The 21165-nt window shown below is 58.9% G+C and carries 16 protein-coding genes; 1 reads left to right on the top strand and 15 read right to left on the bottom strand.

All coding sequences use genetic code 11. The features are described 5' to 3' along the window. Nucleotides 1–32: 32 nt before the first annotated feature. From D3F01_RS03785 to D3F01_RS03775, 3 genes are all read right to left on the bottom strand, one after another. Nucleotides 33–1154, bottom strand: coding sequence for an MBL fold metallo-hydrolase (locus D3F01_RS03785; protein ID WP_242885961.1), 1122 nt, complete (start codon nt 1152–1154; stop codon nt 33–35). Further along, complete coding sequence (locus D3F01_RS03780) at nt 1127–3190, bottom strand: YgiQ family radical SAM protein (RefSeq protein WP_242885959.1); 2064 nt, start codon at nt 3188–3190, stop codon at nt 1127–1129. The genes D3F01_RS03785 and D3F01_RS03780 overlap by 28 nt, the downstream gene beginning before the upstream one ends. A 72-nt stretch (nt 3191–3262) precedes the next feature. After that, on the bottom strand, nt 3263–6178 hold the full coding sequence (locus tag D3F01_RS03775; RefSeq protein WP_242885957.1) for a DNA translocase FtsK: 2916 nt from the start codon (nt 6176–6178) through the stop codon (nt 3263–3265). A gap of 84 nt (nt 6179–6262) precedes the next feature. Between D3F01_RS03775 and D3F01_RS03770 the strand changes: the two genes are divergently transcribed. Continuing rightward, nucleotides 6263–6517: a hypothetical protein gene (locus D3F01_RS03770; protein WP_242885955.1), complete on the top strand. Its 255-nt coding sequence runs from the start codon at nt 6263–6265 to the stop codon at nt 6515–6517. Between the two features lie 10 nt (nt 6518–6527). Here D3F01_RS03770 and D3F01_RS03765 read toward each other — a convergent pair whose 3' ends face one another. The 12 genes from D3F01_RS03765 to D3F01_RS03710 form a co-directional block, all read right to left on the bottom strand. After that, a complete protein-coding gene (locus D3F01_RS03765; RefSeq protein WP_242885953.1) occupies nt 6528–8039 on the bottom strand; it encodes a carboxylesterase family protein in 1512 nt (503 codons plus the stop codon). 70 nt (nt 8040–8109) lie between these two features. Further along, nucleotides 8110–9549 (bottom strand): 6-phospho-beta-glucosidase, encoded by a 1440-nt coding sequence (locus tag D3F01_RS03760; RefSeq protein ID WP_242885952.1) that lies wholly within the window; start codon nt 9547–9549, stop codon nt 8110–8112. A 32-nt stretch (nt 9550–9581) separates the two neighbouring features. Then, entirely contained in the window at nt 9582–10529 is a 948-nt protein-coding gene (locus D3F01_RS03755) for an ROK family protein (protein ID WP_242885951.1), read from the bottom strand. Between the two features lie 34 nt (nt 10530–10563). Then, nucleotides 10564–11484 carry an AEC family transporter gene (locus tag D3F01_RS03750; RefSeq protein WP_242885950.1) on the bottom strand — a complete coding sequence of 307 codons (921 nt, stop codon included), beginning with the start codon at nt 11482–11484 and terminating at the stop codon, nt 10564–10566. Continuing rightward, a complete protein-coding gene (locus D3F01_RS03745) occupies nt 11481–12188 on the bottom strand; it encodes a GDSL-type esterase/lipase family protein (protein WP_242885949.1) in 708 nt (235 codons plus the stop codon). Before D3F01_RS03745 ends, D3F01_RS03750 begins: the two co-directional genes overlap by 4 nt. An 18-nt stretch (nt 12189–12206) precedes the next feature. Continuing rightward, nucleotides 12207–13907 carry a CocE/NonD family hydrolase gene (locus tag D3F01_RS03740; RefSeq protein ID WP_242885948.1) on the bottom strand — a complete coding sequence of 567 codons (1701 nt, stop codon included), beginning with the start codon at nt 13905–13907 and terminating at the stop codon, nt 12207–12209. Between the two features lie 24 nt (nt 13908–13931). Next, nucleotides 13932–14888: an oligopeptide/dipeptide ABC transporter ATP-binding protein gene (locus D3F01_RS03735; RefSeq protein ID WP_117504492.1), complete on the bottom strand. Its 957-nt coding sequence runs from the start codon at nt 14886–14888 to the stop codon at nt 13932–13934. A gap of 17 nt (nt 14889–14905) precedes the next feature. Continuing rightward, on the bottom strand, nt 14906–15889 hold the full coding sequence (locus tag D3F01_RS03730; RefSeq protein ID WP_005931657.1) for an ABC transporter ATP-binding protein: 984 nt from the start codon (nt 15887–15889) through the stop codon (nt 14906–14908). Between the two features lies 1 nt (nt 15890). Next, entirely contained in the window at nt 15891–16829 is a 939-nt protein-coding gene (locus D3F01_RS03725; protein ID WP_117504490.1) for an ABC transporter permease, read from the bottom strand. Between the two features lie 15 nt (nt 16830–16844). Further along, nucleotides 16845–17798 carry an ABC transporter permease gene (locus D3F01_RS03720; RefSeq protein ID WP_015565763.1) on the bottom strand — a complete coding sequence of 318 codons (954 nt, stop codon included), beginning with the start codon at nt 17796–17798 and terminating at the stop codon, nt 16845–16847. 126 nt (nt 17799–17924) lie between these two features. Further along, nucleotides 17925–19535 (bottom strand): ABC transporter substrate-binding protein, encoded by a 1611-nt coding sequence (locus D3F01_RS03715; protein WP_242885947.1) that lies wholly within the window; start codon nt 19533–19535, stop codon nt 17925–17927. Nucleotides 19536–19792: 257 nt separating this feature from the next. Next, a complete protein-coding gene (locus D3F01_RS03710) occupies nt 19793–21157 on the bottom strand; it encodes a DUF3502 domain-containing protein (RefSeq protein WP_242885945.1) in 1365 nt (454 codons plus the stop codon). Nucleotides 21158–21165 lie beyond the last annotated feature (8 nt).

Below are 21165 nucleotides of genomic sequence, written 5' to 3'. Positions count from 1 at the left end.
CCCCGGCAGGGCGCTGCTTGTCTGATATGCTTTTACTTGATGCAGCTCGAGCACGGGCTGTACCCTGCCGCAATGGCTTCCTCGTAGCTGGAGAAGAGGATCTGGTTCTTCTCCGCAGGGAGATTGGCACAGCTGGGCAGGTGGAACTTTTTGCTGTTCACGTTGCCGATATACCCCTGCTGCGCGGTGGACGCTGCCGCCGGGTCGGTGGGGTTGAGCTCAGCATCGGTGGCCGTTTTCTCGGTGCGGATGGTATAGTTCTGTCCATCGGAACCGATCACGATGGCCCCCAGCAGGTCCGTGCGGTAAACATTCACGCCCGCATCCCGCAGGATGCTCAGGGTCTCCTCGTGGGGATGGCCGTACTTGTTGTTCACACCGCAGGAGATGATGCCCATCTCGGGCAGGACGGCGTTCAGGAAGATGTAGCTCGTGCTGGTGCTGGAGCCGTGGTGGCCCACCTGCAGAACATCTGCCTTCAGGTTGGCCCCGCTGTTCACGAGGTCGCGCTCCGCATCCGATTCCATATCGCCGGTGAGCAGAAAGCTGGTGGAGCCGTAATCCACCCGCAGAACGATGGAGGTATCGTTGGTGTTGTCATACTGCGCCACAGGGCCCAGCATGGTCACAGTGGCACTGCCCAGCGGCCAGACTGTGCCCGCAGCGGGCACCTCCACCTGCAGGCCCTGCTGCTGGGTGTACTTGACGAAATCCTGAAAGCACTTGGTGGAGGCTTCCGTCACGGGGCTGTACACATGGTCTGCCGGGAAATAGGCCAGCGCAGCGGACAGGCCGCCCACATGATCCTCGTGGGCGTGGGAGCAGAACACATACTGCAGCTCCTCCACACCGAGATTCTGCAGGTAAGAGACGACATAGCTGCCATCGTCCACGTTGCCGCCGTCGTAGAGCATATACTGGCCGTCACATTCCACCAGCACGCTCAGGGCCTGCCCCACATCCAGGAAGTGCATCTCAAAGTTGGCGGTCTGGCCGTCTCCGGCAGGCTGGGCAGTGCTGACCGTAGGGGTGCTGCTGCCCGGCACCACCGCCGAGGCATCACAGGCGGCAAGGCCAAGGGCCAGCGCCGCCGCCAGGGCCAGAGCGGCAATGCGCCGCCAGAGGCTTACTTTTTCTTTTTTGAAGTTTTCCACGCTGTATTCTCTTTCTGTTGATCATTCTTCGGCTTACGGGGTGCCGTACCGTTGGGCGCAAAACGTGCGCCGGGGCTGGGCTGACGACCGCCTGCGGTGCGGGCCGGGGCGGCTCCGCGGCTCTGATTCCAGCCTCCCCTGCCCTTGTTGGGGCGGACAGTATAGGTGCCGTCGTTGTGGATGGTCACCTCGGCAGGCTCGGCCCGGCGGGCAGAGCGCTGGACCGCGCGGCGGCCCTCGGCGGGCACCAGCAGCGGGATCAGGTCCTCCCTGTGGGTCATTTTCAGCGCCTTGATGACCTTTTCGGCATTGCGGGGCTCGTAATACTGGAGCAGGGCGCGCTGGAGCGCTTTTCCCTCCGCAGTCTTTTCCACGAACACAGGCTTGAGGGTGTAGGGGTCAAGGCCGGTGTAGAACATGCAGGTGCTCACCGTGCCGGGGGTGGGATAGAAATCCTGCACCTGCTCGGGGCGCATGTGGTTTTTGTAGAGATACTCGGCCAGATAGACGGCATCGCTCAGGGTGCTGCCCGGATGGCTGGACATCAGGTAGGGCACGAGGTACTGCTTTTTGCCCGCCTTCCTGCTCAGCTCGTAGAACTTATCCTTGAACTTGTTGAAGGTCTGGATGGGCGGCTTGCCCATGTAGGCCAGTGTATTGGGAGCGCAGTGCTCCGGGGCCACCTTCAGCTGACCGGAGACGTGATACTCCACCAGCTCCTTGAAGAAGGTGTCGTCCGGGTCAGCCATCAGGTAATCGAACCGGATGCCGCTGCGGATGAACACCTTTTTCACGCCGGGCAGTTCCCGGACACGGCGCAGGATCTTCAGGTAATCGCTGTGATCCACGATCATGTGGGAGCAGGTGGTGGGGGCCAGGCAGTGCTTGCCGCCATTGCACATGCCCCGCAGCATCTGCTCCCGGCAGGACGGGAACCGGAAGTTGGCGGTGGGGCCGCCGATATCGTGGATGTAGCCCTTGAAATCAGGCTCGTGGGTCATCCGCTCGGCCTCGGCCACAATGCTGTCGGCACTGCGGCTGGTGACCCGGCGGCCCTGATGCAGCTGGATGGCGCAGAAGTTGCAGCCGCCGAAGCAGCCGCGGTTCTGGATGATGGAGAACTGCACCTCCCGGATGGCAGGCACGCCGCCCATGCTCTCGTAGATGGGGTGGTAGCGGCGGGTGTAGGGCAGCGCATACACCTTGTCCAGCTCCCAGCGCACCAACGGCTTTGCCGGGATGTTCTGCACAAGGTACTTTTCACTCTGCTTCTGGACAATGATCTGGCCGCTGACCACATCCTGATTGTCCATCTGGATGCGGCAGGCTTTGGCGTAGGCCACCTTATCGGAGGCCACTTTCCGGAAACCGGCGCACTCCACATACTTTTCAGGCAGGTGGTCGAAGTCGGTCAGGTAGCAGGTACCGTCCACATCGGTGATGGACTCCACCGGCTCCCCTGCCGCCAGCCGCCGGGCGATCTCCACGGTCTGGTGCTCGCCCATGCCAAAGCTGATGAGATCGGCTCCGGAGTCCTCCGCAATGCTGGGCAGAACGGTGTCCAGCCAGTAATCGTAGTGGGCAAACCGGCGCAGAGAAGCCTCCAGACCGCCCAGGATCACAGGCAGGTCGGGGTAGGCCTCCTTGGCCAGCCTGGTGTAAACGGTGGCGCTGCGGTCAGGCCGCGCGCCGCCGATGCCGCCGGGAGAGTATTCATCCTCGGCACGCGGAATTTTTGCCACGGAGTAGTGGCTCACCATGCTGTCCACGTTGCCGCCGCCGATGAAAAAGCCGTACTTCGGCCTGCCGAACCGCTTGAAGTCCTCGCAGTCGGAATAGCGGGGCTGGGCCAGCACGCCGACCTTATAGCCCTCGGCCTCCAGCAGGCGGCTGATGATGGCGGTGCCAAAGCTGGGGTGGTCAACGTAGGCATCGCCGCCCACCACCACAAAGTCCAGCTGATCCCACCCCCGGGCTTCCATATCCGCCCGGCTGATGGGAAGAAATTCGGTGTAGATCGGGGAAGAGTTGTCCATAGTGTTCCTCACTGGTTAAACTTCTCTGTCTGCTCCCCTGACAGGGAGCCAGAAGAAGTGTTGCTTGTGTTCTTATTCCTCCGGCTGATTCATCTGCATTTCCAGCCACTGCTGGCGGCTGATGAGGACAGCGCGGGGCTTGGCACCCTCATAGGGGCCGATGATGCCCTTCTGCTCCATCTCATCCATGATGCGGGCGGCGCGGGCATAACCCAGCTTACAGCGGCGCTGCAGCAGGCTGGTGGATGCCTGCCCGGCATCGATGACCACCTCAACGGCCTGCTTGAGCATCGGGTCGCTGCCGGTCTCCTCATCCGCATCTGCAGAGGATGCGCCCTTCTTGCCATCCTGAATGGCGTGCTTTTCCATGGCTTCGATCATGGCCTCGTCGTACTGGACGGTGGCGCTCTGCTTGATGAAGTCCAGCACGCGGCTGATCTCTTCATCCCGCACAAAGGTGCCCTGGATACGCACCGGCTTGGGCGCACCCACAGGCATAAAGAGCATATCGCCCTGGCCCAGCAGCTTCTCGGCACCGGCACCATCCAGAATGGTGCGGCTGTCCACCTGGCTGGACACGGCAAAAGCAATGCGGCTGGGGATGTTGGCCTTGATCAGGCCAGTGATGACATCCACGCTGGGGCGCTGGGTGGCAACGATGAGGTGCATTCCGGCGGCACGGGCCTTCTGGGCGATCCGGCAGATGGAATCCTCCACGTCCTTGCCCACGACCATCATCAGATCGGCCAGCTCGTCAATGATGATGGCGATATAGGGCATCTTTTCCAGCATGGGGTCGGTGGCCGCCAGCTTGTTGAAGGATTTGATGTCACGGACATTGTTTTCCGCAAACAGGTGGTAGCGGCGCTCCATCTCCTGCACCGCGCTGCTCAGAGCACCCGCTGCCTTTTTCGGCTCGGTGATGACAGGCATCAGCAGGTGGGGGATGCCGTTATACTCTGCCAGCTCCACCACCTTGGGGTCAATGAGCATGAGCTTCACGTCCTCGGGGCTGGAGCGGAACAGAATGCTGATGATGATGCTGTTCACACAAACAGATTTACCACTGCCAGTGCTGCCTGCGATGAGCAGATGGGGCATCTTGCACAGGTCGGCCACCTGGGCCACACCGGCAATGTCCTTGCCCAGCGCCACGCCCAAGGGCGAAGTCATCCGCAGGAAGGCCTGGCTTTCAAAGACACTGCGGATAAAAACGGGGGTCTTTTTGTGGTTGGGCACCTCGATGCCCACGGCAGGCTTGCCGGGGATGGGTGCTTCCATGCGGACATCGGCCACGGCAAGGTTCAGGGCGATATCATCGGCCAGCGAGGTGATGCGGCTGATCTTCACGCCCGCCATGGGCTGGACCTCGTACCGGGTAACGGAGGGGCCACGCGAGATATCCAGTACCCGGGTACGCACGCCGAAGCTTTCCAGCGTGTCCACCAGCTTCTGGGCGTTGGCCTTCAGCTCCTCCTGGGCACCGGGGTCCCCCTCCTCGGCAGACTTTTCAAACAGCTCGATACTGGGATACTGATACTGGAAGGTCTCCACCACCTCCGGCTCCTCGGCCGGGGCGGTGGCGGCAGCCTGCTCGCCTGCGGCAGGTTTTTCCATGGCAGCCGCCACCAGCGTGTTCAGGTCTTTTTCCTCCACCGGTTCGCTGGTAATGCTGATCCAGCCGTCCTCGTCCGGCTCACTGCGCATGGCCACCGCGTTTTCCGCACTGACCCGCACCGGCACCACCGGCTCGTCCGTAGTGGGCAGGGTGGGGGTCTGGAACACCGGCATCTCAGGCTGCACGGGCTCTGCCGGTGCAGCCGCAGGGGCTTCCGGGGCCGCAGGCGGCACGGTGGGGTTCACCACCGGGGCCGGAGCAGGCGATCCGGCGGGCGCGAAGAAATCCTCGGCGGCAGTCTCCACGGCATCCGGCACCACCGGTTTGACGATGGCCCGGGGCGGTGCTTTTTGGAGCGGGTCCTGCCCAAAGGTGCCGCCCGGCCCGATGATGATGGGCTCAATGGGCTCGCTGCCGCCCTCGGAAACAGAGGTATCCGGCCCAAGGTCGATATCAAACGCCGCGCGGGGATGGTTGGAGGTCACCTTGACCGGCTCAAAGGCCGGAGCAGGCCGGGCGGGAGCCGGTTCCAGCTCCACCGGCGCAGGCGGCTCGTAGCCCAGAGAATCGTCCACGGGAGCAGGTTCCGCTTCGCCTTCCATTTCCTTGGTCACCTTGTGGCCCCAGCTGAACACACCGGACAGCCACCCGGGCACCGGAATGCCGCCGGGCGCATCTTCCTCATCGGAACTGTCATCGTAATCGCCCGCAGGCTCCTCGGTGCAGTACTCCTCTTCCGCCTGCCGGGCCGCAAGGCGCTCAGCACGGCGGGCGGCGTTCTGTTCATAGACCGCCACGCCTTTTTCATGCACACCGCCGCCCACATTGCAGAGCCACTGCCAGCACTCGGCAGGGGTGATATCAAAAATATACAGGCTGGCGCACAGGGCCAGCACCGCCATGACCAGATTGGCCGCAGGCCGCCCGCAGAGCAGGAGCAGGTTGCCGCCCAGCAGAGTGCCCAGCACGCCGCCGCCCAGCCAGGCGTTTGCGCCGTTCTGGTAGCAGGCAGCGATCATCTGGGCAGCGGTCAGGTCGGCGGGGATATCCGAAAACACGATGACCGTGCCGCTGGCAAAGATCAGCCCCAGCAGCAGCTTGAACACCTGCATCAGCAGGTCCTGCCCCCGGGTGTAGAGGATGGCCAGATAGCACACCGCCGCGCCCAGCACAAAGCTGCCGCAGCCGAACAGCCCGAATAAAATCTGATGGGCGCTCTTCCAGACGGAGTCCCCCTCCACGAACGCCAGCACAATGAGCAGCAGCCCCACAAACAGGGTGCCCAGCCCCGCCGGCATCCGCTCCTCGGCCCGGCTTTTTCTGCGTGCAGACGCGCGCTTTGCAGTTGTTTTTCGCTTTCGTTTTGCCATTTTCTGTTCTGACCCCTGTCCTTTGTTCCCATAGTATTCGATTCTTTTATTATACCACGGGTTGGGTCAAGTGGCAATTACAGAATGCAGACCGGTTTGACCCTTGAATGCCGCGTGCGGCATCCATTCCGCACAGATAAGGCAGCAAGCAAAAATGCAGAAAAGCTGCACGCTGTTTTTATCTGCTATGAACTCTGCCAGAAATCTCGTCAGACTGTTGCGGATATAGAAAATGCAATGAAGATCATCATAGCAGAACAGGCATCCTGCCCGATACCGCCAAACGGTATCGCAGGATGCCTGTTCTGCTTTCTGTTTCCCGGAATTCCCGCGTATTGAACAGCGCTTTTTAATGCTGGATCTGTCCGCCTGCCCGGGTCGCTTTTTTCATCCGTAAATCTGTGAAGGGTGCCAATGCTTCGATCAGTGCGTGATCGTGATTCTGCACCAGACGGCTTTGGGGGCCGAAAAGCATGGTCTGTTCCACATCCTCCGTACTGGCAGCCCAGCCCGGCGCACCGGTACGGGCAAACTGCATCACAGCGCCAAAAATTTCCGCTTCCAGCTGCTTTGCTCCCTCAAAGGCACACACTGGCACAAGCTCTGTGTTGTGGAACACAAATGGGATATCCGCACAGTGCCACGGGGTACTTTTTCCCATCAGAGGGAAGTCCTGATCAAACAGATAACTGTACACCTTTCCGCCCGCCTTGGCACGCTCCCGGACATATTTGATCGTGGGGGCGCGGAAGCTGGTATCTGCCAGCAGCAGGTCTTCCTCCGGGCGGTGCGGGTAGGCAGTGCGGAACTGCTTCCGCAGGGTCTCTGCGGCAGACAGGCCCACTGCTTCCTCCGGGCCGACTCCTTTCAGACCATCAAAGAAACCGTAGAACTCCGAATAAACCGTACCGATCAGCACCGGAACGTCTGCAGTCTCGGGCCGAAACCCACTGCCGTTATTGAGCGGATCTCCAAGATAGAAGCGGTTCGGGTGGGGACTTTGGCCCACGTTCGCGCCTTTTGCTTTCAGAGCCGGGCTGACGTTCCGGTAAGCCTGCGCCAGCTGGTGGTAGGGCACAGTTTCCAGCTGCTGTGCTGTCTGCACGCCAAGCTCCTGCATCAGCGCCTGCACACAGTCCCTGCCGCTGCCGACACTGTCGTTCAGCAAACCTTCCAGCACACCACTCATTATCATCGCCCTGTGGTACAGGCCATCTGCTGCCGGGGTCTGCAGCAGCGTTGTCACTTTGGCTCCGCCGCCGGACTGGCCGAATACCGTCACGCAGCCGGGATCGCCGCCAAACGCTGCAATATTGTCCCGCACCCACTGCAGTGCCAGGATGATATCATCCCCACCCGCATTGCCGGAGTTTGCGTACTCCTCCCCAAAATCGGAGAGATCCAAGTAGCCCAGGATGTTCAGCCGGTGGTTCAGTGACACCACCACGCAGTCCCCTTCCCGCGCCATGTTTCCGCCCTCGTAGGCCACCTGCTCAATGGACGAGCCGGCAAAAAATCCGCCGCCATGGAGCCAGACCATCACCGGCCGCTTTTGGGCATCGCAGGCCGGGGTCCAGATGTTCAGGTTCAGGCAGTCCTCATCCTGCACCCAGTAGCGGTGGGGCACACGCAGTTCGCCGCTGGGCTTGTCGATGCTCAGCAGAGGGCAGACGCAGCCGTAACTGGAAGCGTCCAGCGGCTCTGCCCAAGGCTGGGGCGGCTGGGGTACATGGAAGCGCACCGCCCGCCCATACGGGATGCCCTTGAAGCTGCTGATCTCCCGGAAGCGATATCCCCGCACCGGACCATAATTTGTCTGAACCACCGGGAAATCCGGCGCACAGCAAAATGCCTTTTCCATAAATGACCTCCTTCTTTCAAAAAGACCGACCCCCGGTACTGCAAACATGGCACCCGGAGGTCTGTTTTTGTTATCCTAAATCTTCGCCGTTGGTGGCAATGACCTTCTGATACCAGTAGAAACTGTCCTTCTTTTCGCGGCTCAGATCCCCCGTGCCGTCGTCAAACTTGTTGACGTAGATGAAGCCGTAGCGCTTTGCCATCTCACCGGTGGAGGCACTCACCAGATCGATGCAGCCCCAGGGGGTGTAGCCCATCAGATCTACACCGTCCTTTACAGCCTCAGCCATCTGCTCGATGTGGGCGCGCAGGTAGTCGATGCGGTAGCCGTCGTGGATCTTTCCGTCGGCATCCTTCTTGTCGTAAGCGCCCAGGCCGTTTTCCACCACCATCAGGGGAATGCGGTAGCGGTCGTAGATCTCGTTGAGGGTGTAGCGCAGACCAACGGGATCGATCTGCCAGCCCCAGTCGGAGGCTTTCAGGTAAGGATTCTTCTTGCCAGCAATGATGTTGCCGCCCACATCATCGGCATCCTTGTGGGTGGTGATGCAGTTGGACATATAGTAGCTGAAGGTGTAGAAATCGACAGTACCGGCCTTCAGGATGGCAGCATCCTCCGGCTCCTGCCGGATGGTGATGTTATTCTCGGCAAAATAGCGCTTCATGTAAGAAGGATACTCGCCGCGGACATGCATATCAGAGCAGAACCAGTTGCTGATCTGCATGGCCTTCTGGTTGGCGATCTCGTCGGCCGGGTCGCAGGTCAGTGCGTAGCTGGTGATAAAGCAGATCATGCAGCCCATCTTGAACTGAGGGTAGTGGTCGTGGGCATACCGGACAGCCTCTGCACTGGCCACAAACTGGTGATGCAGCGCCTGAAAACGCTCCTGCTTGTTGTCCGGCACCTTGTCGGTAGGGCCTTCAAAGCCCCGGATGGTGCCTGTTTCCAGGATCGCACCCATCGGCATGGTGCCGCAGTTGATCTCGTTGAAGGTCAGCCAGTACTTGACCTTATCCTTGTACCGCTCAAAAATAGCCTTGCAGTAGTTCATATAGAACTCGATGAGTTCCCGGCTGACCCAGCCGTTGTACTTTTCCACCAACGCATAGGGCAGCTCGTAGTGGCTGATGGTGACCAGCGGCTCGATGCCGTGCTTCTTGCAGCAGTCAAAGACCTTGTCATAGAATTCAAGGCCCTTCTCGTTTGGCTCGGTCTCCATGCCGGTGGGGAAAATGCGGGTCCAGTTGATGGAGGTGCGGAAGGTCTTGAAGCCCATCTCGGCGAAGAGAGCGATGTCCTCCTCGTAGTGGTGGTAGAAGTCGATGGCCTCATGGCTGGGATACAGCCGGTCGGAGCGGATAGCAGTTGTCACCCATTTCGGGCTGGTATGAGAGCCATTGGTGCACAGGTCAGGGATACTGGGACCTTTGCCATCCACGTCCCATGCGCCCTCGAACTGGTTGGCTGCACAGGCACCGCCCCACAGGAAATCATCACGGAAAACGCTCATAAGTTTCTACTCCTATTCTATTTTGTTCTGGTTCAGGCGGGGTTCTGTTCAAAGAACAGCTTCAGGGCACCGATCAGGTTGGCATCGTTGCCATAGCGGCAGTGCACCAGCTCCGGCTTGACCGCCGGCATGACTGTGCAGCGCTCAAACAGCCAATCCAACTCGGCCTGAATCGCAGGCAGCAGAGCCTCCGCTGCGCTGATACCGCCGCCGATGGCCACCTTTTCCACATCCAGCACATGCTGCAGGCTCAGGATGCCAACGGCCACCCGCCGGGCAAAGATCTTGAGAGCCTTCTGCGCTTCCGGCTCCCCGGCATTGTAAGCCGCAAAGATTTCTTCCCCGGTGGGCATGGGGCTGCCCGTCGGCAGATGCTTCTGCCGGGCATACTCGAAGATCAGGCCACTTGCCGAGGCCATTCCCGCCCAGAGGGGTGCTTCGGAATACCGCTCTACCGAGGTCAGTTTGAAATCATCGTCGGTCATCTTTGAAATATCCGAGACAAGGCAGCTGACCTCGCCTGCGGCGGCGTGAGCGCCCATCAGCACCTTCCCGTTCAGGATGATGCCGCCGCCGATGCCGGTGCCCAGCACCAGCACAAGACCATTTTCCACACCGGCCAGCGCACCGGTCCAGGCTTCCGCCGCCGCGGCGCACTTGCCATCGTTGGCGATGGTCACCGGCACGCCCAGCCGTGCCTCTACCTGCGCAGCAAAGGGCTGCTCCCACAGAAAGGCACTGAGCATTCCACCGGTATGGGCGATGCCGTTTCTGGTATCGATGCGGCCCGGCATCGAGATGGCGCAGCCCACGAACTGTCCCTGAAGGGGAGCGGCAAAGCCCTTGATGACCGCCAGAAGGTCATCCATATTCGTCAGTGGTGTCGGAACCTTTCCGCCGGAGATTTTCCGGGCCTGTTCATCGGCCAGGCTGTACTTGATGAAGGTTCCGCCGATGTCGATCAAAAGATACTGTTTCATCTTATCTCCTGCTTTCTGTTGGTTGTTTTCAGACTCATGCAAAGCCCAACGCGGCAGCCAGGCTGAGCATCACCGGCAGCGTGATCAGCGACAGCAGTGTGCTCAGGCAGACCATCTGCACAGCGTAGGAAGAATCCAGCCCCAGACGCTGGGCATATACCGCGATGTTGCTGCCGATGGGGGCCGCATTCACAATGATGAGCACCGTGCCGATCTGCCGCCATCCGGCTGGAAGAAGCATCAGACAGACGATCGTCAGCAGTGGGATCACCACCAGCCGTACTGCCGAAAGGGTGTAGAGCCGGGGGCGGGTAAAGATGGCTTTGAGGTCGGTCCTGGCCAGATAGACACCCAGCACGATCATGGCAAGCGGAGCGTTCATGCCTGCAATGGCCCCCATGGGGGTGCGGAGGAACTGCGGCACCGGGATGCGGCAGAAGTAGAGCACCACACCGCCCAACAGGGAGAGCACCAGCGGATTTTTGAGCACTGCCCCCAGTTGGATGTACTTTTTGTCCCCGGAAAGCTTTGCCTGGCCGTAGGTCCACTGCAAAGCATTCAGCAGGGCCACAAAGCCTGCTGCGTAGAACACAGCTTCGCCGCCCAGCACTGCTGTGACCAGCGGAAGTCCCATGAACCCGGCGTTGGAAAAAGCCACACCGATCTGCGCCATGGGGTCTTTGCGGAAAAAGAGCCACGACACCGCCATGGAGAGCACCAGCATCCCGGCACCTGCCGCAATGCTGACAGCCAATTCCACAGCTCCCTTTGCCGAATACTCAATACAAAATGATTTTAGCACAACACAGGGCAGCACACAATATAACAGCAGGTGAGCCAGTGCCTTGCTGCCTTCCTGGGTGATCAGTCCGGTACGGTAAAGCACATAGCCAATGATGAGATAGAGGAACATCAGAAGGATCTGACCCAGAACAACACCAAAGACTCCGGTCATTGCTTTCCTCCCTGTTCTTCTCCGATTTTGCGCAGCAGCGGCAGCAGAGCATCCATCACAGGGCGGTAGCCGTTGGCATACAGGTGCATTCCCTCAATGGTGTACTCCGCTTTCAGATTTCCGGCAACATCGTACAGGTCCTTGTTCAGGTCGAGGAATTCCGCCCCGTATTTCCGGGCCAATGCCTGCACGCCCTCGCTTGCCTCCCGGATACGCTCATTGGTGCGCCAGCGGAAGCATTCAATCAGGCCCGGGTCTTCGGCCACGGTGGGGTTTACCGGATAATAGGCCAGCAAGTAGAGCTTTGTTTCGGGCAGTTTTTTCCGGATCTGCTGCACGATCTCCTCATACCGGCCCAGCATGGCGGCGCGGTCGTAGTCCGGGCCGTTCAGGTCATTGGTGCCGATGTTCAGGAACAGGTGCGCAGGCTGCAGCTCAAGGATGCACTCGTCCATGGCCTCCAGCAGCTCGGTGGTGGTAAAGCCGCCGATGCCCCGGTTGTACAGGGTGCAGTGCAGATCATCGTCCTGCAAAAACTCATACAGCGGAAACTGTTCCATCAGGCTGGAACCGGCAAACACCACCGCCCCTTTCTTTGCATAAGGATTCAGACGACGGAACCGCTCCCGCTTGATCTGCTTTTCCCTCTGGCTCTCCTGCTGCCGCAGTTCGTTCAGAAGGACATTTCGTTCCTGTTCCGTCATGGTCTTGGTTCCTTTCTCTCAGTTCTCGTGCAGGGGCAGTTCTACAAAGCTGCCCTCCCCCAGCAAGATCTTCTGGTGGGCGATGCGGGTCTTTCCCTGTTCAGACCAGACTCCTGCGTAATTGCTGTGAACGGCGTACTGCGGGAAGTCGGAAGAAGAGACATCCAGCCGCAGGCAGCTGCCGGGCTGTACCGTCCAGTTCATATCCCACATCTCCACACAGACCTTTGCTGTCTGGCCGGGAGTATAGGTCTGCCCCTCCGGCAGGTCGGCAGCAATGGTGGTGATGCCGCCCCGGATGTTATAGGCCCTGCCGTCCGGGAACACTTCCATCAGCTTGGCAGTGAAGGCAGTATCATCCACATCGGTCGAGACATTCAGGTGCACCTTGATTTGTCCACAAATGGGCAGTGCTTTTTCCAGCGGAGCGCTGACGAAGCTGACCACATCGGGTCGATAGTCCGGCTCCGGCTGCAGCAGACTGCCTGCCTCGGCAATGGTGGTCAGAACGCTTTCTGCGCCATGGCTGGGCACGGGGGTCTCCGGGTCATACACAAAGGTGCGCTCCCCTTCTGCCGGCTCGGCATTCAGAGTTGTTTCACCCAGATAAAGCTTTTCAGTCCGGCTCACGGGGGCGGGCCATGCCTCCAGCGTTTTCCAGCGGTCCTCCCGCATCACATAGGTGCGCACCCGCTTTTCCGGCTGTTTTTTCTGCTTCAGCAGCAGATCGAACCATTCCAGCATCCGGTGGATGTCGCCGTTTTCCAGATTGTGCTGTTCGCCCCACGCAATGCAGGGCTGGGACATATGATTCCAGCAGCCGATATCCAGCCAGCTGTGCTCTTTGGTCTCAGGGGCCAGAGAGGCATAAGTGTTGATGGCACTGCCAAAATGGTGATCGTACCATGCATCGATGATATACACCGGAACCTTGGTATTTCCGGGCACATCGGCTAACAGCTTCCACCAGCCCTGCTGCCAGTAGGCATCTGTGCGGCGGGTGGCGTGGATCCAGTCCTGATACCAGTCCAACTTTCCACCCCATAGCGCTTCATCCACCTTGTCGTGGGGACGGAAGCGGCAGCTTTCCAGATAGTCCGCTGTGACCGGATGGCCTGCATTCTGCATTGCCCAGCCAGTCAGCACGTCGTGGCGGAACAGCCCCTTTTCATAAGCCGATTTGAAACGGTCGGTGCCATAGACCGTCAGCATCATTCCCTTGACCTTGGGTGGAACGATATCTGCAATGGCCCAGCCGGTCAGGGCCAGATAGCTGGCTCCGAAATAGCCGATGCTCTCTGCCCAGGGCTGGTCGTTGAGCCACTGCAGGGTATCGCGGCCATCCGGGCGCTCATTGACGTTGGGTTCCCAATGTCCCTCGCTCTTGCCCGTGCCGCGGCAGGTCTGGACCACATAGCCGTAGCCCCGGCGGGTCAGTTCTACACCGTTGATCTCATACAGCGGCTGCTGATTGGGATAGCAGCTGCGCTGGATCAGCACAGGGAACTGTGCAAGCCCCTCCGGTTTGAATATCTCGGTATAGAGCCTCACTCCGTCCTGCATGGGCAGCATCAGCTCCTCCCGGCGGCAGCCATAGACCGGGCCGTCGTAGGGTATACTGGCATACTCCTGCCGGTAGCTCTCCTGCGCCTGCCGCATCATCTCTTCCATTTCACGCTGCTTCTGCTCGGCAGCTGTCTTTTTTTCTTCCTCTGTCATTGATTTTCCCGCCTTTCCGTGTTCTCAAAAGCGTGTGCAGCTAACAAAGTGGCCGGGTTCCACTTCCTTCAAGGGGATATCCCTGCCGCGGCAGGCATCTGTTGCATAGGGGCAGCGGGCCGCAAAACGGCAGCCTGGAGCCGGGTCCACAGGACTTGTCAGTTCGCCGCGCATGACCTCGGTGGAAAGCTTTTTGGCCTTCAGGCTGGGGATGGGCACAGCATCCAGCAGACCCTTGGTATAGGGGTGGAGCGGATTCTTGAACAGGTCCTCGGTCTTGGCATATTCCACACACTGGCCCAGATACATGACCATGATCTCGTGGCTGATGTGCTTGACCACGCTCAAATCGTGGGTGATAAAGACATAGGTCAGCTTTTTCTCATCCTGCAGATCCATCAGCAGATTCAGGATCTGTGCCTGAATGGAAACGTCCAGTGCAGAGACCGGCTCGTCGCAGATGATGAACTCCGGGTCCATGGCCAATGCGCGGCCGATGCCGATGCGCTGGCGGCGGCCGCCGTCCAGCTCGTGGCTGAAACTCTCTGCATAACGCTCATCCAGGCCGACGGTCTCCATGATCTCGGCGATGCGGGCATCGTATTCGTCACGGTTTTTGCAGGCTTTATAAATCTTCAGCGGTTCTCCGATCAGTTCCTTCACGCTCTTGCGGGGATCCAGCGAACCGGACGGATCCTGGAAGATCATCTGCATCCGGGCACGGATGGGCTTGAGTTCCTTGGCATTCAGTTTGGTGATGTCGGTACCGTCGTAGATGATCTGACCATCGGTAACATCATAGAGCCGCAGCAGCAGGCGGCCCAGCGTGGACTTGCCGCAACCGGACTCGCCCACCACGCCCAGTGTGGTGCCGCGCTTGATCTTGAAGTTCACGCCATCCACCGCATGGAGCTGGCTGCTTGCGCCGACTTTGAAGTATTTTTTGAGGTTCTTTGCCTCGATCAAAATCTTTTCTTCCATTGTCATTTCCTCCCGGCTCAGGTGTTGGACTGCGGCGGATCGAACCGGCAGCAGCGGATGAAGTGGCCCGGTGTGACCTCCCGCATCTTCTGGGCCTTCTTGCAGGCTGCAGTGGCATATTTGCAGCGGTCAGCAAAGCGGCAGCCCTCGATCTTCTGGGTGGGGTCAGCCATCATCCCCTCAATGGCCTCCAGACGCTTGGTGTTCTCATCCAGCTTGGGAATGGCGTTGAACAGCCCCTGGGTGTAGGGGTGGCGCTGCGTGGTCTCAAAGATATCCTCCGCTGTGCCGTACTCGATGGCCTCACCGGCGTACATGACCATGACCTTCTCGCAGGTCTGGGCCACAACACCCAGATCGTGGGTGATGAGGATCATGGCGGTGTTCAGCCGCTTCTGCAGCTCATTGATCAGGCCCAGCATCTGGGCCTGAATGGTCACATCCAGTGCGGTGGTGGGTTCGTCGGCAAGGATCAGCTTCGGCTCGCAGGCCAGCGCAATGGCAATGACGATGCGCTGCTTCATGCCGCCGGAAAACTGATGGGGGTACTCCACCTTGCGCTTTGCAGGGATGCCCACCAGCTCCATCATTTCGTCCACACGGGCTTCCAGTTGAGCAGTGCTCTGCTCCGGATGGTGGATCTTCAGCACCTCCATGATCTGAGCCCCCACGGTCATCACCGGGTTCAGGGCAGACATGGGATCCTGGAAGATCATGGATACCACACTGCCGCGCATGGCACGGATCTTTTCCTCGGGAGCATTCAGCATATCCACACCATCCAGCTTGATGGAGCCGTCGGTCACAAAACCGATTCCCTCGGGCAGAAGCTGGATGACGCTCAGGGCTGTGGTGGTCTTACCGGCACCGGTCTCACCCACCAGCCCCAGCGTCTCGCCGTAGTTCAGATCCAGATCCAGACCATTGACAGCATAGACGGTGGAAATTTCGGTATCATATTCAACGCTCAGGTTTTTGACTTCCAGCAGCTTGTCGCTCATTTCAGGCCACCTCTTTCACATTCTTGGTGCGCTTTGCGCGCTTGGTCTTTTTGCCGCTGCCCAATGTGCCGCGCAGCTTCGGGTCGAGGGCATCGCGCAGAGCGTCGCCGCACATATTGAAGCAGAGCACCACGATGATGATCGCAATGCCGGGAGCAATGGCAATGATGGGCTGGGTGGACAGGTACTTATAGCCACCGCTGACCATTGCGCCCCAGCTGGGAGTCGGGGGCGTGATGCCCATGCCCAGGAAGCTCAGGTTCGCTTCGGCCAGAATGGCACCGCCCAGGCTGGCGGTCATGCTGACGATGTTGACGGACAGGCAGTTGGGGAACACATGCACCAGCGTGTTGCGGATCCGGGATGCACCGCACAGGGTACCGGCGGTGACATAATCGGCATTGCGGACGCTCAGCACCTGACCGCGGGTGACACGGGCGTAGCCGGGCACCATCGAGATGCCGATGGCCAGGCAGACATTGCCCAGGCCCTGACCCAGGATCGCGCCCAGAAACATAGCCAGGATCAGCATGGGCACGGCCATCATGGCATCCATGACACGCATGATGAAGGCATCCACCACACCGCCTGCCATGCCGGCGATCAGGCCCAGTGCCATGCCGATAACGCTGGAAATGACCACGGCCACGATACCGACCGTAAAGGAGATGCGGGCACCATAGATGATGCGGCTCAGAACATCACGACCATTGGAGTCGGTGCCCAGCCAGTGCTCGGCAGAGCAGCCCTTCAGAACATTGTAAAGATCATCCTTGTTGGGATCATAGGGAGCAATCACCGGAGCAAAGATGGCGATGAGCACCATGATGAGAAGCAAAATTGCGCAGACCACGATGATCTTGCGGCTGAACATGACCCGGAACACGCGGGAGGACGTGATACGATCCAGCAGACCCTTCTTTTTTGTCTTGTTTTCCACAGTTCATTCCTCCTTTTAGCGGGTGCGGGGATCGATGATGCCGTACAGGATATCGACCACGAGGTTGCAGATGGCAACAAAGATGGAGATGATGAGCACACCGTTCGCCACCAGCATGAAGTCACGGTTGCTGATGCCATTCATCATCACACTGCCAAGGCCCGGGATGACGAACAGGCTCTCGATCAGGACGGTGGAGCCCACCATGGAACCCAGGCGCATTCCCATGGTGGTGACGATGGGGATCATGGAATTGCGCAGCTGATGCCTGAAGGTAACATCCTTCTTGGAAACGCCCTTGGCACGGGCGGTGGTCACATAATCCTGCCGCATGACTTCCAGCATGGAGGAGCGGGTCAGACGGACAAAGCCAGCGTTGACACCCAGACTCAGCACAATGATGGGCATAATCATGTGGCTGAGCCAGCCGCCAAAATCACGGGTGATGGGAACATAGCCGGAACTGGGCAGGACCCGCAGTTTGAGGGCAAACACCAGCATCCCCATCATACCCAGCCAGAACATGGGCATCGAAACGCCGATGTTCGCAAAGAAGGAGATCACACTGTCAATGGCCTTGCCGCGGTTCTTGGCAGCAATGATGCCGAACAGGATACCGGTGATCGTTCCGATGATGAAAGCCGGGATCACCATGGTCAGGGTGGTGCCCAAACGGGGCAGGATGATGTCAGCGATCTCAGACTGATAGCTGATGGACTGGCCCATGGTGCCCCGGAACAGGCCGCCGATCCAGCTGAGATACTGGACGATGACCGGACGATCGAAACCATAAAGGTGGCGGTAATAGGTGATCTGCTCTTCGGTAGCGGTTGCACCCAGATAGTTGGCTACGGGATCGCCCGGAACCATCTGAATGAGGGCAAAGACGAACAGAGTGACAAGCAGAATGGTGATGCAGGATTGCACCACACGCTTGCCGATCATTTTGGCAAGGTTGTTCGATTTCATAGTTCGCTCCATTTCCTGCGGAACCTTTCTCCCCCTCTAAAACAAATTCCGGCGCAGTTACCCGCGCCGGAATCTGCCGAAATAAGGAGAAACGTATTCCGGTCGTGATACACTAAGGTTGGTCGCTTACTTGTTCAGCCAGCAGGCGGACAGATCCCAGCAAGCAGTGAAGGCTTCGGTTGCGTGGTCGTCGATGACGTAATCGTACTTGTACATGGAAGACTTATTCACGTACAGCACGCGGCCAAACAGGCAGGAGCCATCCTCGGCATCGTAGATCGCTGCCTGCAACTCCTTTTCCAGCTTGTGCTTCTCATCGGGATCCATGCAGCGGCGGATCTCCTCCAGCAGCTGCATTTCCTTGTCGGGATGCTGGATGCCCTTGGCGTAGTAAGCGCCGTTCTTGTCCAGATGACGACCCATATACAGGCCCAGATCGGGAGCGATGGTTGCAAAGTGGAGCATCAGGCCCTCCCAGGTGCCATCCTTCATGTACTGGTTGTTGGTTGCGCCGTCCACCTGCTGGATGTTGCAGTGGATGCCCACCTCGTCCAGCATGTTGGCAATGGCCGTCAGCATATCGGACATGCTGCTGATGGTGACAATGTTGGTGGTAAAACCATCGGCATAACCAGCCTCTGCCAGCAGGGACTTTGCCTTCTCCGGATCATAGGTAAAATGATTCAGGCTGTCGTTGTAGGTGGCGGAACCGGGAACTGCCCACTGGTCGGTCATCTGTGCCATGCCCATCAGGAATGCTGCGTTGATGGCATCCACATCGATGGCGTAGCACAGGGCGCGGCGGACACGGGCATCGGCCCAGGGGCCGTCAATGGCACTGTTGGGGATCAGACCCAGACTCTCGACACCCATACCGTTCTGGTTATCTTCCTTGACGTAGATACCGGCACCGTCCAGCTGCTGCAGGATGGTGGGATTGGCCAGACCTACCCAGTACATATCGTACTCGTTGGCCTGGAAAGCAGTGCTTGCGGTGCTGGGCTCGGTGACCAGTGTCACTTCCACGGAATCCAGATAGGGCAACCCCTCTTTCCAGTAATTCTCGTTCTTGGTATAGATAGCGTAGGCATTGTTCTCGAACTCGCTCAGCTGGAAGGGGCCGGTGCCGCAGGTAGCGGCATCCAGGCTGCTGGGGTTCTCCAGTGCCTTGGGGCTCATGTAGTAGACGAAGAAGCCCACCGATTCCAGCGTGGAGGAGTTGGGCTCTGCCATCATCATCTTGATGTGGGTGTCATCAATGATCTGGCACTCGGCAATGTTTGCGGTCTCGGTGCGGTTGTTGGCCTGATACTCCTCGATATTACGCTTGACGGCCTCAGCGTTGAACGGCTCACCGTCTGCAAAGTTGACACCCTCCCGCAGAGTCCAGGTAATGCTCAGCTCATCGGTGTTCACATCCCACTCCGTTGCCAGATTGGGGATCATATTGCCCTCGGCATCATAGCTGGTCAGGCTTTCATAAGAAAGCGTCAGGTAGTAAATAGCCGCGTTGCCGGTGGCACGGGGGGTGTAACCGGGGGTGGCAATGGGGCTGGAATAGCACAGCCGCAGGGTTCCGCCTGCCTTGGGTTCCCCGGTTGCTGCTGCGCTGGCAGCGGAAGAACCGGCGGTGCTTGCTGCGGTGGAGCTGGAAGAGCCGCCGCATGCGGCCAGTGTCAGGGCCGTTGCAGAAATGCCCATAGCCTTGAGGAAGTTTCGACGAGAGATACGTTTCATAGTGGTTTCTCCTTCTTGTCCTTCTTATTCTTGCGTTCGTCTGCACGGTTCTGTGTCTGCCGTGCTTTTGTTGTATTTAGTTTAGCGCACCGGGAGCTTTTCCAGCTACCAAAAAAACGAAACTAATTTTTCATTTTCCGTGTTCCTGTTCCGAGAGCTGCCGCATTTTTTCAAGTTTCCGACCTCTGTTTTTCATTTTCAGAGGTTTCTTCTGTCCGAAAAAAGAAAACAGGGCCGGTCTCCCAGCCCTGCCTGTTTCAGTGCGATGCGTTCAGCCAGTTATCCAATGCGATTTGTTTTGCCTGAAGGATCTCCTGTATTCCGGCCTGTTCCAGTTTTTCCAAAAACTCCGGGAGTGCCTCTTCCGAATCCAGATAGCCGCACATCAGTCCATTGTGATAGCTGTTCTTCAGTGCCCGGCAGGCATCCAGCTTTGCGGCAACTGCACTGTTGCTGAAGCCGAACCCATAGGCCGGAGAGACCCATTGCGGCTGCTCGTCTGTTTCCGGCAGCAGTCCGCTGGCGTTGAGATACAGATTCTGCCACGGATGGAACTGCTCCTCTTTCCCATCTCCGTTTGCAAAGAGATCATAGCAGGATGCATCCGTGTACAGCAGTTCAAGAAGAGCCAGTGCCTCCCTGCGGTGGCTGTTGGTCACAGGCAGGCACCAGCTCTCCGCCGGGATAGAGCCGTTCTGAATGGTCGGCCCCAGCGGGATGGCAGTCAGCTCTGTGCCACAGGCCCGGGTGTAGCAGTCCAGTGAATCCCGGTTGAGCCGTGCAAAAAAGCCGAAGCTGTTGCACAGCCGCATCCGATCGGTGGCCGGTTCGTCCCGCAGGCTGGCATTCCGCAGGATCAATCCTTCCTGATACCACTGATGCATGGTTTTGCAAAGCCTGCTGTAAGCATCCGCGGCATACCAGTTGACAACGGTGGTGCCGCTTTCTTCGGTCAGAACGCCAAAGGTATCTCCCAGAGGATCCAGTTCCGGAAAAGGAAAAACCTGTCCATTATCCGGCAGGACCCCCTCTGCATTGGGCCGACGCTGCCTGACCTGCATCAGCAGGTCGTGCAGGGCATCCAGATTTGTGATCTCCTCCGGTCTGGCATCCAGCTCCCGCATCCAGTCGGCCCGGGCCAGAAAGCCGACCTGATACGTCGAGACTGCCCGTGCCGGGATTGCATAGACGCGGCGGTAATAGGTCCTGCTCGCCCACTGCTGCTCTGAGAACAGAGCTTTCAGCCCGGGATATTCTTCCAAAAGCGCACTCAGGGGCAGGATGCAGTTCTGATTCAGGTAAACATCCAGCGGCTGATTCTCTGTGAGGAAAAACAGATCCGGCATAGTCTGGCAGACCATCCGTTTCCACAGCTCTGCCGAGTAATTGGTGGGTGCCACCTGCTCGATGGAAACGCCGAAGCCCAGCTTCTGCTTTGTGACTTCGCTCAGCGCCGCCGAAATGCGGACGCAGGCAGTTTCATCCGATTGGCCCGGCATCAGCACTGTGACCATAGGCTCTGTTCCACTTTCTTCCGTCGATGCCGCCCGCTCCCCGCAGCCAGCAAGCAGAGCCGCCCCGGCTGCAGCACCGGTCAGCTGTAAAAATGTCCTGCGAGCCATCCTTGTTT

The organism is Faecalibacterium sp. BCRC 81149 (assembly GCF_022750605.1).
In the GTDB taxonomy this organism is placed as follows: domain Bacteria; phylum Bacillota; class Clostridia; order Oscillospirales; family Ruminococcaceae; genus Faecalibacterium; species Faecalibacterium duncaniae.
The sequence above is the reverse complement of the archived record's forward strand: the minus strand, read 5'-3'. Positions and strand labels throughout refer to the sequence as shown.

Excerpts from the sequence above, each read along its gene's own strand:
- D3F01_RS03780 (WP_242885959.1), bottom strand. The coding sequence starts at position 3,190 with ATGGACAACTCTTCCCCGATCTACACCGAATTTCTTCCCATCAGCCGG.
- D3F01_RS03775 (WP_242885957.1), bottom strand. The coding sequence starts at position 6,178 with ATGGCAAAACGAAAGCGAAAAACAACTGCAAAGCGCGCGTCTGCACGC.
- D3F01_RS03770 (WP_242885955.1), top strand. The coding sequence starts at position 6,263 with ATGCAGACCGGTTTGACCCTTGAATGCCGCGTGCGGCATCCATTCCGC.
- D3F01_RS03765 (WP_242885953.1), bottom strand. The coding sequence starts at position 8,039 with ATGGAAAAGGCATTTTGCTGTGCGCCGGATTTCCCGGTGGTTCAGACA.
- D3F01_RS03760 (WP_242885952.1), bottom strand. The coding sequence starts at position 9,549 with ATGAGCGTTTTCCGTGATGATTTCCTGTGGGGCGGTGCCTGTGCAGCC.
- D3F01_RS03755 (WP_242885951.1), bottom strand. The coding sequence starts at position 10,529 with ATGAAACAGTATCTTTTGATCGACATCGGCGGAACCTTCATCAAGTAC.
- D3F01_RS03750 (WP_242885950.1), bottom strand. The coding sequence starts at position 11,484 with ATGACCGGAGTCTTTGGTGTTGTTCTGGGTCAGATCCTTCTGATGTTC.
- D3F01_RS03745 (WP_242885949.1), bottom strand. The coding sequence starts at position 12,188 with ATGACGGAACAGGAACGAAATGTCCTTCTGAACGAACTGCGGCAGCAG.
- D3F01_RS03740 (WP_242885948.1), bottom strand. The coding sequence starts at position 13,907 with ATGACAGAGGAAGAAAAAAAGACAGCTGCCGAGCAGAAGCAGCGTGAA.
- D3F01_RS03735 (WP_117504492.1), bottom strand. The coding sequence starts at position 14,888 with ATGGAAGAAAAGATTTTGATCGAGGCAAAGAACCTCAAAAAATACTTC.
- D3F01_RS03730 (WP_005931657.1), bottom strand. The coding sequence starts at position 15,889 with ATGAGCGACAAGCTGCTGGAAGTCAAAAACCTGAGCGTTGAATATGAT.
- D3F01_RS03720 (WP_015565763.1), bottom strand. The coding sequence starts at position 17,798 with ATGAAATCGAACAACCTTGCCAAAATGATCGGCAAGCGTGTGGTGCAA.
- D3F01_RS03715 (WP_242885947.1), bottom strand. The coding sequence starts at position 19,535 with ATGAAACGTATCTCTCGTCGAAACTTCCTCAAGGCTATGGGCATTTCT.
- D3F01_RS03710 (WP_242885945.1), bottom strand. The coding sequence starts at position 21,157 with ATGGCTCGCAGGACATTTTTACAGCTGACCGGTGCTGCAGCCGGGGCG.